Below are 13,151 nucleotides of genomic sequence, written 5' to 3'. Positions count from 1 at the left end.
CGCAAAAGCGGTGGCGCCCCACCGGCTCCGCTGCTTGGATGCACGCCGTGACTTCAGTTGATCATGCTCCGGACCGATCCGTGCTCACCGGGATCGAGCGCTACTACGACGCCGTGCCGCGCAGCGCCGCCACCGCCGAGGACTTCGGCCCGCTGACCCTGTTCGTCCGCAGCGGCAGCACCGGCTGGCACTACTACGCCCGCCCCACCCCCGGCCATGACGGACCGGCCGCCACCGCCGAGGATGTCCGCCGGGTGCTGGAGCGGCAGCGGGAGCTGGGCGTGCCGGAGGCCTTCGAGTGGGTGGCGGAGCAGAACCCGGAGCTGCGCGCGGCGGTGGAGGCGGCCGGCCTGACGGTGCACGAGCACCCGCTGCTGGTGCTCGGCCCGCAGGACGAGGCGGCCCCGGCGCCGGCCCTCCCGGAGCGGGTGGAGGTCCGGGTGCTGACCGCGGACGCCCCCGAGCTGGCCGACGCGGTCGCCGTCCCGCACGTGGCCTTCGGCAACCCGGGAACCGCCACCGGCAGCGCCGGAGCAGCCGAACTGGCCGCCAGCAAAGCCGAGTTGACGGCAGGTGGCGGGGTGGCCCGGATCGCCCGGCGGATCACCGACGGCGTCTCCGCGCTGGCCGCCGCGCTGGACGGCGACGAGGTGCTGTGCGCGGGCCAGCACAACCCGGTGGGCGCGGTCACCGAGGTGGTCGGCGTCGGGACGCTGCCCTCCGCCCGGCGGCGCGGGCTGGGCCTGGCGGTCACCGCGGCCCTGGTGGCGCACGCCCGCGCCAACGGCGTACGGACGGTGTTCCTGTCCGCCGCCGACGAGGACGTCGCCCGGATCTACCGCCGGGCCGGCTTCCGCCCGTTCGCGACGGCCCTCATCGCGGAGCCCCCCACCCCGGGCGCCACTCCGGACACCGCCCCGGACGCCGCCCCGAACGCCGCCGCAAGCGCCGACGCGAGCCCCGAGGACCCGAACGCCGAAGCGTAGGACCGGGGCCCCCGAAGCGTAGGACCGGCTCCGGAGCGCAGAACCGGCTCCCGGACGAGGACGGCGCTCAGTCGTCGTCCTCGTCCTCGTCCTCCGCCCCGGTGACACCCTCCCCCTCGGCCTCGTCGACCACCCAGGCCGCCAGCCGCTCGGCGACCCCGGACACCCCCAGCCTCCCCTCCCGGATGGCCCGGGAGAGGCTGCGCACCTCGCGGGCGGTGGTGGCGACGGTGCAGCCGCTGGCGACGAGGTAGGCGTAGGCGACGGCGGTCGCGAAGAGTTCGTTCGTCTTCTCCAGGGCGGGCACCCGGATGAGCTGGTGCATCAGCGCGGCCGCGCGGTCCTGGGGTTCGGGGTAGACGGAGATGTCGAAGATCTCGGCCTGGTGCCGGGTGACGGCCGCGAGCAGCGAACCGTAGTCGGTGACCTGCGGGTCACCGGGCGTGTACTGCTCGGCGGTCATGAGCAGCCACGAGAGGTCGACCTCCAGCTTCAACGGCGCACGTCCTGGAGCTCGCCCGACTCCCCGAACTCGGCGAGGAACGCGCTCTCGTACTCCTTCATGAACTGCGCGGCGGCGTCGATGAAGGCCCGTCCCGATTCACCCATGTCCTGCTGGACCAGGCGTTCGATGTACTGGTTCATGCTGATCCCCTGTTGTTCCGCCCGTTCCCGGGCCATCTCCGCGGTCGTGGCGTCCACTCGGACGTTCAGCTGCTTCTTGCCCATACCGTTCAAGCTAGCGCCGAAGCGCTAGCACAACAAGGGCGCACGCACACCGCCCGCACACCTGCCGCACGCCCCCACGCAACCTCTCCGTCACCGGCCACGTCCCCGAGCCCGTCACCGACCCCGTCACCGGCCACGTCCCCGAGCCCGTCACCGACCCCGTCCCACCATCGCCCCGCCCTCGCCCCACCTCCGCGCAGCCCCTGACCCGACCTACCCTGAACCCATCCGGACCTACCCTGAACTCGACCGGACCTGACTTGAAGAGTCCCTAACCATCCGGGAATCTGAACTCTCCTGAGCGTTCCCCGAGCGGCACCGACCGGTTTTTGTGGAGGCCGGCAATGACAGCCATGTTCGACCAGGAGCTGCGAGAGCAGCTCGCCCAGGCCCGACGGGACCTCGCAGCGGCCCGGGCCGAAGGGGACGCCGACGGCGTCCAGGCGTACGAGGGCCGGGTCGCCTCGCTGCTGAGGCTCGCCGCCCAGCACGGCATCGACCTTCCGCACAGCGCCGACGAGGAGGAGCACAACGGGTAGCCACCGCACCCCGCGAGAAACGCCGAGGAGGCGGCACCCCGTCGTGAACGGGGGCCGCCTCCTCGGCGTCGTCGCGGGTCAGTTCCCGGCGGGCTCCAGGATCGCCACGCACTCGAAGTGGTGGGTCATCGGGAACAGGTCGAAGGCCCGCAGCGAGACCGGCCGGTAGCCGCCCTCGGCGAAGAACTTCAGGTCTCGGGCGAGCGCCGCCGGGTCGCAGGCCACGTACGCGATCCGGCGCGCCTCCAGGCCGACCAGGTGGGCGACGGTCTCGCGCCCGGCGCCCGAGCGGGGCGGGTCCAGGACGATCAGGTCGGTGGCGGTGATTCCGGTGCGCGGCAGCAGCGTCTCGACCCGGTCGCACTCGATCCGCACGTTGTCCAGCGCGGCCAGGTTGTGCCGGGCGTCGACCACGGCCTGCTTGGCGGACTCGATGCCGAGCACCGCGCCGTCCTCGCCGACCCGGTCGGCGAGCGCGCCGGCGAACAGGCCGACCCCGCAGTACAGGTCGAGCGCGTTCTCGCCCCACTGCGGGTCGAGGCCGTCCAGCACCGCGTCGACCAGGGTGTCCGGCGCCTCCGGGTGGATCTGCCAGAAGCCGCCGTTGCTGACCCGCCAGGTCCGCCCGGCCGCCCGCTCGCGCACGAAGCCGCGCCCGTGCACCTTGTGCACGTCGCCCTGGTCGTCCACCCGCGCGATCGACACCGGCTTGTCCAGCTCGACCAGCGGCAGCTGGGCGCCGTCGCGCGGGGTCAGGACGACCTGGCGGTCCGAGGAGCCGCTCGCGGCGACCGCCTCGACGCTCGCCACGCCCGGCCAGTCGCGGGACTCGATGCCCAGCTCGGTGACGCCCTCGGCGGCGATCAGGCAGCGGTCGATCACCTGCACGTCGTGCGAGCGGTGCTTGCGCAGCCCGACCTTCCCGCTCTCCGCGTCCACCGTGTACTGCACCCGGGTGCGCCAGGCCGGCACCTGCCCGGCCGGCAGCTTGCCGCCGACCGGCTCGACGCTGCCGTCCCAGCCCGCCTCGGCCGGGGTCAGCCCGGCCAGCTTCGCCAGCTGCTCGGTCAGCACCGCCCCCTTGAGCTTGCGCTGCCCGCCCGGGGTGACGTGCTGCCAGTCGCAGCCACCGCACTTGCCCGGCCCGGCGAACGGGCAGGGCGCCTCGATCCGGTCCTTGGCGGGCTCCAGCACCTCCACCGCGTCCGCGCGCAGGAAGCGCGAGGTGGTGGTGCCCTCGGTCACCAGCGCGACCACCTTCTCGCCGGGCAGCGCGTGCCGGACGAACAGCACCCGGCCCTCGTGCCGGGCCACGCAGTGCCCGCCGCCGTGCGCGACCGGGCCGATCTCGACCTCGTAGCGCTCCCCGACCAGCGGGTCCCCGGACGGCGTCTCCGGCCGCGACGCCCGCACGGCCTGGCCGCGCAGCGCCTTCGGCGGCCGCACCGCCTGCTTGCGCGGCGCCTTCCGGCCAGCCGAGTCGGCCCCCTTGCCGTCCCGGGCGGGCTTCCCGTCCCGGGCGGGCTTCTCACCGCGAACGGCCTTCTCGCCCCGGGCCGGCTTCCCGTCCCGAACGGCCTTGCCGTCCCGAACGGCCTTGCCGTCCCGAACGGCCTTGCCGTCCCGAGCGGGCTTCTCCACCGGAGCCTCCGGACGGACCTCCGCCGGCACGACCGGCGCCGTGCGCGCGGTCAGTCCTTCACGGTCGGTGGCCTCCGGCCGGTGCGGCTTGCCCCAGCGCGGCCGGGACACCTGCCCGGGCTGGGAACCGCCCCGACGGGCGCCCTTGCCCTTGCCGGAGGCGCCGGAGGAGCCCGAGGAGCGGGGCGGAGTGTTGCGCGTCACTGGGAGGATCCCTTGCTGCGGTCGGAGGTGGCACCGGTGGTCGAACCGGCACGGTCGGAATCCTTCGACTTTACGGCCTTCGGCGCCCGCGGCTCGCCACGGCGGACGGATCCCGGCGCCGACCAGGCCTTCTGTGGCCTGCGCCGTTCCGAGGACTCCAGCTGCCAGGGCACCGAGGTGACCATCACACCGGGCTTGAACAGCAGCCGCCCCTTGAGCCGCAGCGCGCTCTGGTTGTGCAGCAGGTGCTCGTACCAGTGGCCGACCACGTACTCGGGGATGTAGACGGCGACCGCGTCACGCGGGCTGCTGCGCCGCAGGTTCTTCACGTAGTCCAGGACCGGCCCGGTGATCTCGCGGTACGGCGAGTCCAGCACCTTGAGCGGCACCTCGATGCCGCGCTCGTCCCACTCCCGCCGCAGCGCCGCGGTGTCGGCCGGGTCGACGTTGACGGTGATCGCCTCCAGGGTCTGGGCGTGGGCCAGCCTGGCGTAGGCGAGGGCGCGCAGCGCCGGCTTGTGCAGCTTGGAGACCAGCACGATGGCGTGCACCCGGGTCGGCAGCACCACGTCGTCCGGTTCCTCGGCGGCGGTGAGCTCCGCGGAGACCCGGTCGTAGTGGCGGCGGATGCCCTTCATCATCACGAACAGCACGACCATCGCGGCTATCGCGATCCAGGCGTGGCCGATCTTGGTGACCAGGACGACGATCAGCACGGCCATGGTCATCACCAGGCCGAAGCCGTTGATCGCCCGGCTGCGCTGCATGTGGCGCCGCTTCGCCGGGTCGGTCTCGGTGCGCAGCAGCCGGGTCCAGTGCCGGATCATGCCGGACTGGCTCATGTTGAAGGAGACGAAGACGCCGACGATGTAGAGCTGGATCAGCCGGTTGGGGTCCGCGTCGAAGGCGATGACCAGCAGGATGGCGGCGATCGCCAGCAGGATGATGCCGTTGGAGAAGGCCAGCCGGTCGCCGCGGGTGTGCAGCTGGCGGGGCAGGTAGCGGTCCTGGGCGAGGATCGAGCCGAGCACCGGGAAGCCGTTGAAGGCGGTGTTGGCGGCGAGCACCAGGATCAGGCCGGTGACGGCGGCGACGAAGTAGAAGCCGGGCGTGAAGTTGCTGAAGACGGCCTCGCTGATCTGGGCCAGCGCGGTCTTCTGGTGGTAGCCGGAGCCGGAGCCGACGAGCTGCTCGGCCGGGTTCTCGGCCATCTGCACGCCGGTCAGCCGGGCCAGCCAGATGATGCCCATGAACATCACCACGGCGACGCTCGCCATCATCAGCAGCGTGGTGGCCGCGTTCTTGCTCTTCGGCTTGCGGAAGGCGGGCACGCCGTTGGAGATCGCCTCCACGCCGGTGAGCGCGGCGCAGCCGGAGGAGAAGGACTTCAGCAGCAGGAACACCATCGCGAAACCGGACAGCGATTCGTTGCCGGGGGTGGCGGCGAGGTGGAAGCCGGAGCTCTCGGCGGGCATGGACTGCCCGAGCACGAAGTGCCGGAGGACTCCGTAGCCGACCATCCCGATCACGCCGATCATGAAGGCGTAGGTGGGGACGGCGAAGGCGCTGCCGGATTCGCGCACTCCGCGCAGGTTCATGCCCATCAGCACCACGACCACGACCACCGAGACGATCGTCTCGTGGCCGCGCAGCGCCGGGACGGCGGAGACCACGTTGGCCACGCCCGAGGTGGTGGAGACGGCGACGGTCAGCACGTAGTCGACCATCAGGGCCGCGGCGACCACCAGCCCGGCGGCCGGACCGTGGTTGACGGTCGCCACCTCGTAGTCACCGCCGCCGCTGGGGTAGGCGTGCACGTTCTGCCGGTAGGAGGCGACGACGGCGAGCATCACGATCGCCACCACGACGCCGATCTGCCAGGAGAAGTGGATCGCCGAGACTCCCGCGACGGAGAGCGTGAGCAGGATCTCCTCGGGGGCGTACGCGACCGAGGAGAGCGCGTCCGAGGCGAAGACCGGCAGCGCGATCCGCTTGGGAAGAAGGGTCTCTCCGAGCTTGTCGCTGCGCAGGGCGCGGCCGATCAGGAGGCGTTTCGGAAGGTCAGTCGGCATAGGCACGTTAAGGAATCGTAGGGGTTTCCCGGCTGGGCTTGCGCCGTTTATCCCCCCCTTCGTCGCGACTGTGTTCGGTGGACCGGCTAGCGTGTCGGATACGAGTCGGTGGGCAACACTCTGGTTGTCGAGCGGAGTCCGGCCGATGCCCCACGAGAACCCTCGTCCCGGCAGACCCGGGCGGGAAAGGGAGATGAACGGTGTTTGCGCAGGTCAAGGCCCCTTCGGGACGGGTGAGGTAGCGCCGGTGCACATCGTCATCATGGGCTGCGGCCGCGTGGGCTCGGCCCTCGCGAGAGCCCTGGAGAAACAGGGCCACTCGGTGGCCGTGGTCGACCAGGACCCGACCGCGTTCCGTCGCCTGGGCGCCGGGTTCAACGGGCGCCGGGTGACCGGGGTCGGCTTCGACCAGGACACCCTGCGCGAGGCGGGCATCGAGGAGGCCGGGGCGTTCGCCGCCGTCTCCAGCGGTGACAACTCCAACATCATCGCGGCCCGGGTCGCCCGGGAGACCTTCGGCGTCGAGAACGTCGCGGCCCGGATCTACGACCCGCGCCGCGCCGAGGTGTACCAGCGCCTGGGCATCCCGACCGTGGCGACGGTCCGCTGGACCGCCGACCAGATGCTGCGCCGGCTGCTGCCGAGCGGCGCCGAGCCGCTGTGGCAGGACCCGAGCGGCAGCGTGCAGCTGGCCGAGGTCGCGTACCACCCGAACTGGGTCGGTCAGCGGATCAGCCGCCTGGAGGAGGCCTCCGGCGCCCGGGTGTCGTTCGTGACCCGGCTCGGCGAGGGGGTCCTCCCCTCGCCGCAGATGGTGGTGCAGGAGGGCGACCTGGTGCACGTGATGCTGCGCCGGACCGACCTGACGGCGGTCGAGGCCGCGTTCGCGCAGGGGCCGAAGGAGGAGGGTCACTGATGCGGGTCGCCATTGCCGGGGCCGGTGCCGTGGGCCGCTCGATCGCGGGCGAGCTGCTGGAGAACGGTCACGAGGTCCTGCTGATCGACAAGAACCCCAACTCCATCTCGGTGGAGCGGGTGCCCATGGCGGAGTGGCTGCTGGCCGACGCCTGTGAGATCACCTCGCTGGACGAGGCGGCGCTGCAGCGCTGCCACGTGGTGATCGCCGCGACTGGCGACGACAAGGTCAACCTGGTCGTCTCGCTGCTCGCCAAGACCGAGTACGCGGTGCCGCGGGTGGTCGCCCGGGTGAACAACCCGAAGAACGAGTGGCTCTTCAACGAGTCCTGGGGCGTGGACGTGGCCGTGTCCACCCCGCGTCTGATGTCCGCCCTGGTCGAGGAGGCGGTCAGCGTCGGCGACCTGGTCCGCCTGATGCGCTTCAGCCAGGGCAACGCCAACCTGGTCGAGCTGACCCTGGCCGGCGAGGCCGAGCTGGTCGGCACCCGGGTCGGCGACGTCACCTGGCCGCCGGACACCGCCCTGGTGAGCATCATCCGCGAGGGCCGGGTGCTGGTGCCGAGCAAGGACGACACCCTGGAGGGCGGCGACGAGCTGCTCTTCGTCGCGGCGCAGGAGCGCGAGGAGGAGCTGGAGCAGCTGCTGTCGGCCACCTCCGGCGCCCAGTAGGACCAGCACGCCCGGTACGGCCGAGGGCCCGCACCCCCACAGAAAGGGGGGTGCGGGCCCTCGGCCGTACCGGGCGCATACCGGGCGCGTATCGGGGGGAGCGGCTACTTGGCCGGCTCGTCCTCCTCGTCGTCCAGCGGTGCCTTGATCGGCGGCGGCGCCTTCAGCAGGATCTGCCAGGTGACGTACATCGCCAGCAGCAGCGGCGGGATGCCGAGGGCCACCTTCAGCCAGCCGAGCAGGTTGACGTTGTGGGTGAAGTACAGCGGGAAGAGGATCACCGGCTTGAGGCCCATGATCACCACCCAGGCCCAGGTCGCCTTGGTGTAGGCGGCGAGGCGGCCCGGGTTCTCCTTGCGCCAGGTGAACATCTCGCCGGTGATCGGGCCGAGCATCACCCCGATCATCGGCCAGCGCACCAGGGCGGAGACCGCCATGGCGACGCAGTAGCCGACGCTCCAGAGCAGGCCGGGCAGGTAGAAGTCCTCGGCCTTGCCGCTCTTCATCGCGATCCAGGCGCCGAGGGCGACGCCGAACACCCCGCTGAAGGCGTGCTGGATGGTCTCCCGCCGAACCAGCCGGGCCACCACGAACAGGGCGCTCAGGCCGAGCGCGGCCCAGGCGGCGGCGCTGACCTGGTGGGTGACGTTGTAGGTGACGATGAAGACCAGGCCGGGCAGCGTCATGTCGATCATGCCGCGCACGCCGCCGAAGGCCTGCAGGACGGTGTCGGCGGCCTCCTTGGAGGCGGCCTGCCGGGCGGCTTCGGCGGCCGCCGGGTCGAGGGGCCGCTCGGCGGCCGGCCCGGTGCCCTCGACCGACCGGGCCAGTCCGTCCACCGCCTCCGCGGCGGCGGCGTCCTGCCAGGCCGCCACCTCGGTGGCGTCCAGGTCGATCCGGGCGGCGGCGTCGCCGCCGGGGTGATTGCTCACGCTCATTCGCTCCCGTGTCCGACCGGACGCAGTTCGTAGCGGGGGTTGAACAGCACGCGGCGCCCGCGTGCGTGACTGATCCGGCCGCTGGCGACGAGCCGGCGGCCCGGCTCTATGCCCGCGATCGAGCGGCGGCCCAGCCAGACGACCTCCAGTGCCTCGGTGCCGTCGAAGAGCTCGGCCTCCAGGGCCGGCACCCCGGCCCGTGGGCGGAGCGTCACCGTGCGCAGCGTGCCCGCGACGGTGACCAGCTGCCGGTCGGCGCAGCCGGCGATCGGCGTGCAGCCCGACTCGGCGGCGCTCTCCTGGCGCAGGTCCTCGGCGTCCAGTTCCTCGGCCGAGGTGGTCAGCCGGCTGAGCATGCGGCGCAACCGCCCCTGCGGCCGGCCGCTGCTGTTGTCACCACTCATGTCGGCAGGGTACCGGGTTCCGGGGCCCCGGCGGCAGGCGTCGCGGTCGCCGGGGCCCGTGCGAGCGGGTCTTCGGACCCCTGCTCAGCTCTCGAAGCGGTAGCCCATCCCCGGTTCGGTGATGAAGTGGCGCGGGTGCGAAGGGTCGCGCTCCAGCTTGCGACGCAGCTGGGCGAGGTAGACCCGCAGGTAGTTGGTCTCGGTGCGGTAGGCCGGGCCCCACACCTCCTGGAGCAGCTGGGTCTGGCTGACCAGCCGGCCGGCGTTGCGGACCAGGACCTCCAGCAGGTGCCATTCGGTGGGCGTGAGGCGTACGTCGGTGCCGTCCCGGTTGACCTTCTTGGCGGCGAGGTCGACGGTGAAGCTCTCGGTGACGACCAGCGAGTCGTCCTCCCCGGCGACCGGCTCGGCCCGGCGCACGGCGGCGCGCATCCGGGCGAGCAGCTCGTCCATGCCGAAGGGCTTGGTCACGTAGTCGTCGGCGCCTGCGTCCAGGGCCTCGACCTTCTCGTCGGAGGCGTGCCGGGCCGACAGCACGATGATCGGCACCCTGGTCCAGCCGCGCAGGCCGCGGATCACCTCGACGCCGTCCATGTCGGGCAGGCCCAGGTCGAGGACGACCACGTCCGGATGGCGTGCGGCGGCCAGTTCCAGCGCGCTCGCCCCGTCATGGGCCGCGTCCACCTCGTACTTGCGGGCCTTGAGGTTGATCACCAGTGCGCGGACGATCTGCGGCTCGTCGTCCACGACGAGGACCCGGGTCATTTACGGGCTCCGCCTTTCAGGCTGTCGGATCTTACGGACTGTGTCTTGGCTGTTCGTACGACGTGGGCCGCCGGGCGACGGCGGCCCGGGCCGGCGGGCCTCCCGCGATCAGCCGGAACTCACGTGATCAGTTCCGAGAGCGGATCGTGGCCCTCGCCGCCCGGCCCGTCCGGTTCGGGCGGCCGTTCGGCGGCGAGCAGGGTGACGACCATGGTGAGGCCTCCGCCGGGGGTGTCCTCGGCGGTGACGGTACCGTCCATCGCCTCGACGAACCCTCGCGCCACCGCGAGCCCGAGGCCGACCCCGGCGCCGCGCGGCGCGTCCCCGTAGCGCTGGAACGGCGCGAAGATCCGCTCCTTGGCGTCCTCGGGCACGCCCGGGCCGCGGTCCACGATCCGCAGCTCGACCCGGCCGGGCCCGCCCGGCGGCTGCAGGGCGTCGGCCTTGACCAGCACCTTGACGCCGTCCGGGCTGTACTTGACGGCGTTCTCGACGAGGTTGGCCAGCGAGCGCTCCAGCAGCCCGCCGTCGGCCCGGATCATCGGCAGCGTCTCCGGCACCTCCAGCCGGACGGCCTCCGGCGGCACCCCGCCGAGCGCGTACGGCACCACCTCGTCCAGGTCGGTCTCCTGGATCAGCGGGGTGACGGTGCCGGTCTGCAGCCGGCTCATGTCGAGGAGGTTGTTGATCAGGTGGTCGAGCCGGTCGGCGCCGGCCTCGATCCCGGCCAGCAGCTCGGCCTCGTCCTCCGGGTCCCACTCGACGTCGGCCGAGCGCAGCGAGGTCACCGAGGCCTTGATGCCCGCCAGCGGGGTGCGCAGGTCGTGCGAGACGGCGGCCAGCAGGGCGGTGCGGATCCGGTTGCCCTCGGCCTCCCGGCGGGCCGCGGCGGCCTCCCGGGCCAGCCGGCGGCGCTCCAGCACCACGGCGGCCTGGGCGGCGAACGCCCCCAGCAGCCGCCGGTCGGTGCCGGGCAGCACCCGGCCGCGCAGGACCAGGGCCAGGCTCTCGCCGACCGGGACGTCCACGTCGGCTTCCTCGGGCCGCTGCGGCGGGTGCGGCCCGGCGGTGGCGACCGGTACCCAGCCGCCGGTCGGCTCCGGGCGTTCCAGCAGCGCGGCGCTCTCCTGGCCGAAGGTCTCCCGGACCTGTTCCATCAGCGCGGTCAGCACCCCGTCCCCGTTCGGGGCGCCGCGCAGCACCGTGCCGGCCAGCGCGCTGAGCGTCTGCGCCTCGGCCTGGGCGCGGGCCGCCTGGTGGGTGCGCCGGGCCGCCAGGTCCACCACGGAGGCGACCGAGCAGCCGACGACGGTGAATATCGCCACCGCCATGATGTTCTGCGGCTCGTTGATGGAGAACGTGTGCAGCGGCGGGGTGAAGTAGAAGTTCAGCACCGAGGAGCCGACCAGCGCCGATCCGATCGACGGCAGCAGCCCGCCGACCAGCGCCGCGCACACCGTCAGCGACAGGAACAGCAGCATGTCGGTGGACAGGCCCAGCCCGCCGATGGTGGTCAGCACCAGCGCCAGCACCGGCGGCCCGACCAGCCCGATCAGCCAGCCGGCGATGGTCCTGGTCCGGCCCAGGTCGGTGATCCGCCGCACGGGTATCTTGCTGCGGCGCCCGTGCCCGGCGTGCTCGTGGGTGACCATGTGGACGTCGATGTCCCCGGCCTTCTGGGTGACCAGGGTGCCGACGCCCGGCCCGTACAGGTACTGCCAGCCGGGCCGGCGGCTGGTGCCCAGCACGATCTGGGTGGCGTTCACCCCGCGGGCGAACTCCAGCAGCCCCTCGGCCGGGTCGTCGCCCAGGACGTTGTGGAAGGAGCCGCCGAGGCTCTCCACCAGGGCGCGCTGCTCGATCAGCGTCTGCGGCGAGCCGGAGCCGGCGAGCCCGTCCGAGCGGGAGATGTGGACGGCCAGCAGCTCGCCGCCGGAGACGCGGGCCGCGATGCGGGCCGCCCGGCGGATCAGCGTCGCCCCCTCCGGGCCGCCGGTCAGGCCGACCACGATCCGCTCCCGGGCCTGCCAGGTGCCGACGATGCCCTGTTCGGCGCGGTACTTCTGCAGGTACTCGTCCACCCGGTCCGCGGTCCACAGCAGCGCCAGTTCGCGCAGCGCGGTCAGGTTGCCCGGGCGGAAGTAGTTGGCGAGCGCGGCGTCGATCTTCTCCGGCATGTAGACGTTGCCGTGCGCCAGCCGGCGCCGCAGCGCCTGCGGGGACATGTCCACCAGCTCGATCTGGTCCGCCCGGCGGACCACCTCGTCCGGGACGGTCTCGCGCTGGCGCACCCCGGTGATGCCCTCGACCGCGTCCCCGAGCGACTCCAGGTGCTGGACGTTCACGGTGGAGATCACGTCGATCCCCGCCGCGAGCAGTTCCTCGACGTCCTGCCAGCGCTTCTCGTTGCGGCAGCCGGGCACATTGGTGTGGGCCAGCTCGTCCACCAGCGCCACCTGCGGGCGGCGCGCCAGGACGGCGTCCAGGTCCATCTCGGAGAACCGGGCACCCCGGTGCACCACCTGCTGCCGCAGCACGACCTCCAGCCCGGCGACGAGGTCCGCGGTCCGTCGCCGGCCGTGGTCCTCCACGAACGCCACCACGACGTCCGTGCCACGCTCCTGCCGCCGGTGTGCCTCGGCGAGCATGGCGTACGTCTTGCCGACCCCGGGGGCCGCCCCGAGGTAGATGCGCAGCCTGCCTCGTCCCATGAGCACCATTCTTGATCCGGCTCCGTCCGGGAGCCACCCCCGGACACCTGTTCCCCCCGCCTTCGAGACTACGGCGTGAACGGCGGTATTCCACTGATCAGTGCACTGAACAGGCGGTTTTAGCGGCATATTGACGGAGGACCAGCCACTCGGCGGGGGTCGCCCGGCAGCCGCCCACCGAATTCCGCCGGCTTCCGTCCGGTTTCCGGTACAACGCGAAAAGGCCCACCCGGGAACCCGGGTGGGCCTTTTCTGAAGAATTGTTCGGCGGCGTCCTACTCTCCCACAGGGTCCCCCCTGCAGTACCATCGGCGCTGTGAGGCTTAGCTTCCGGGTTCGGAATGTAACCGGGCGTTTCCCTCACGCTATGACCACCGAAACACTATGAAACTGTCGACCCGCCGGCAGGGCGGTCGTTGTTTCAGAACAACACAGTGGACGCGAGCAACTGAGGACAAGCCCTCGGCCTATTAGTACCGGTCAACTCCACCCCTCACAGGGCTTCCATATCCGGCCTATCAACCCAGTCGTCTACTGGGAGCCTTACCCTCTCAAGGAGGTGGGAGTGCTCATCT

General features: G+C 72.2%; 12 protein-coding genes and 2 rRNA genes. 4 read left to right on the top strand and 10 right to left on the bottom strand.

The annotated features are described in order from the left end of the window. Window positions 1–38 precede the first annotated feature (38 nt). Entirely contained in the window at window positions 39–986 is a 948-nt protein-coding gene (locus BG452_RS18085) for a GNAT family N-acetyltransferase (protein WP_188305351.1), read from the top strand. A gap of 67 nt (window positions 987–1,053) precedes the next feature. Here BG452_RS18085 and BG452_RS18080 read toward each other — a convergent pair whose 3' ends face one another. Together BG452_RS18080 and BG452_RS18075 are read right to left on the bottom strand one after the other, a co-directional pair. After that, a complete protein-coding gene (locus BG452_RS18080) occupies window positions 1,054–1,482 on the bottom strand; it encodes a fic family toxin-antitoxin system, toxin component (protein WP_188305350.1) in 429 nt (142 codons plus the stop codon). Continuing rightward, window positions 1,479–1,715 (bottom strand): toxin-antitoxin system HicB family antitoxin, encoded by a 237-nt coding sequence (locus BG452_RS18075; protein ID WP_188305349.1) that lies wholly within the window; start codon window positions 1,713–1,715, stop codon window positions 1,479–1,481. Before BG452_RS18075 ends, BG452_RS18080 begins: the two co-directional genes overlap by 4 nt. 344 nt (window positions 1,716–2,059) lie before the next feature. Between BG452_RS18075 and BG452_RS18070 the strand changes: the two genes are divergently transcribed. Further along, window positions 2,060–2,254, top strand: a complete 195-nt coding sequence (locus tag BG452_RS18070) for a hypothetical protein (protein WP_188305348.1) — start codon at window positions 2,060–2,062, stop codon at window positions 2,252–2,254. A 78-nt stretch (window positions 2,255–2,332) separates the two neighbouring features. Here BG452_RS18070 and BG452_RS18065 read toward each other — a convergent pair whose 3' ends face one another. Together BG452_RS18065 and BG452_RS18060 are read right to left on the bottom strand one after the other, a co-directional pair. Continuing rightward, window positions 2,333–3,667, bottom strand: coding sequence for a class I SAM-dependent RNA methyltransferase (locus BG452_RS18065; RefSeq protein WP_188305392.1), 1,335 nt, complete (start codon window positions 3,665–3,667; stop codon window positions 2,333–2,335). Between the two features lie 428 nt (window positions 3,668–4,095). Beyond that, a complete protein-coding gene (locus BG452_RS18060) occupies window positions 4,096–6,177 on the bottom strand; it encodes an APC family permease (RefSeq protein ID WP_188305347.1) in 2,082 nt (693 codons plus the stop codon). A 241-nt stretch (window positions 6,178–6,418) separates the two neighbouring features. Between BG452_RS18060 and BG452_RS18055 the strand changes: the two genes are divergently transcribed. Next, window positions 6,419–7,087, top strand: a complete 669-nt coding sequence (locus tag BG452_RS18055; protein ID WP_188305346.1) for a potassium channel family protein — start codon at window positions 6,419–6,421, stop codon at window positions 7,085–7,087. After that, entirely contained in the window at window positions 7,087–7,758 is a 672-nt protein-coding gene (locus tag BG452_RS18050) for a potassium channel family protein (RefSeq protein ID WP_188305345.1), read from the top strand. Before BG452_RS18055 ends, BG452_RS18050 begins: the two co-directional genes overlap by 1 nt. A gap of 104 nt (window positions 7,759–7,862) precedes the next feature. Here the strand turns inward: BG452_RS18050 and BG452_RS18045 are convergent, their stop codons facing one another. From BG452_RS18045 to BG452_RS18020, 6 genes are all read right to left on the bottom strand, one after another. Further along, window positions 7,863–8,690 carry a DUF3159 domain-containing protein gene (locus tag BG452_RS18045; RefSeq protein ID WP_317621109.1) on the bottom strand — a complete coding sequence of 276 codons (828 nt, stop codon included), beginning with the start codon at window positions 8,688–8,690 and terminating at the stop codon, window positions 7,863–7,865. A gap of 2 nt (window positions 8,691–8,692) precedes the next feature. Next, window positions 8,693–9,100: an OB-fold nucleic acid binding domain-containing protein gene (locus BG452_RS18040; RefSeq protein ID WP_188305343.1), complete on the bottom strand. Its 408-nt coding sequence runs from the start codon at window positions 9,098–9,100 to the stop codon at window positions 8,693–8,695. Window positions 9,101–9,184: 84 nt separating this feature from the next. Continuing rightward, complete coding sequence (locus BG452_RS18035) at window positions 9,185–9,865, bottom strand: response regulator (RefSeq protein WP_033351413.1); 681 nt, start codon at window positions 9,863–9,865, stop codon at window positions 9,185–9,187. 119 nt (window positions 9,866–9,984) lie between these two features. Continuing rightward, window positions 9,985–12,576, bottom strand: a complete 2,592-nt coding sequence (locus BG452_RS18030) for a sensor histidine kinase (RefSeq protein WP_188305342.1) — start codon at window positions 12,574–12,576, stop codon at window positions 9,985–9,987. Between the two features lie 262 nt (window positions 12,577–12,838). Then, a 5S ribosomal RNA gene (gene rrf / locus BG452_RS18025) occupies window positions 12,839–12,955 on the bottom strand. A 71-nt stretch (window positions 12,956–13,026) separates the two neighbouring features. Further along, a 23S ribosomal RNA gene (locus BG452_RS18020) occupies window positions 13,027–13,151 on the bottom strand; the annotation flags it as partial.

Origin of the sequence: Streptomyces sp. CBMA123 (assembly GCF_014596465.1) — a bacterium.
Lineage (GTDB): Bacteria > Actinomycetota > Actinomycetes > Streptomycetales > Streptomycetaceae > Kitasatospora.
Note: the sequence above shows the minus strand (reverse complement) of the source record. Positions and strands in the feature narration are given on the sequence as shown.

What these genes read in the sequence shown, in the direction of transcription:
- BG452_RS18085 (WP_188305351.1), top strand. Translation starts at nt 39, where the DNA reads ATGCACGCCGTGACTTCAGTTGATCATGCTCCGGACCGATCCGTGCTC.
- BG452_RS18075 (WP_188305349.1), bottom strand. Translation starts at nt 1,715, where the DNA reads ATGGGCAAGAAGCAGCTGAACGTCCGAGTGGACGCCACGACCGCGGAG.
- BG452_RS18070 (WP_188305348.1), top strand. Translation starts at nt 2,060, where the DNA reads ATGACAGCCATGTTCGACCAGGAGCTGCGAGAGCAGCTCGCCCAGGCC.
- BG452_RS18050 (WP_188305345.1), top strand. Translation starts at nt 7,087, where the DNA reads ATGCGGGTCGCCATTGCCGGGGCCGGTGCCGTGGGCCGCTCGATCGCG.
- BG452_RS18040 (WP_188305343.1), bottom strand. Translation starts at nt 9,100, where the DNA reads ATGAGTGGTGACAACAGCAGCGGCCGGCCGCAGGGGCGGTTGCGCCGC.
- BG452_RS18035 (WP_033351413.1), bottom strand. Translation starts at nt 9,865, where the DNA reads ATGACCCGGGTCCTCGTCGTGGACGACGAGCCGCAGATCGTCCGCGCA.
- BG452_RS18030 (WP_188305342.1), bottom strand. Translation starts at nt 12,576, where the DNA reads ATGGGACGAGGCAGGCTGCGCATCTACCTCGGGGCGGCCCCCGGGGTC.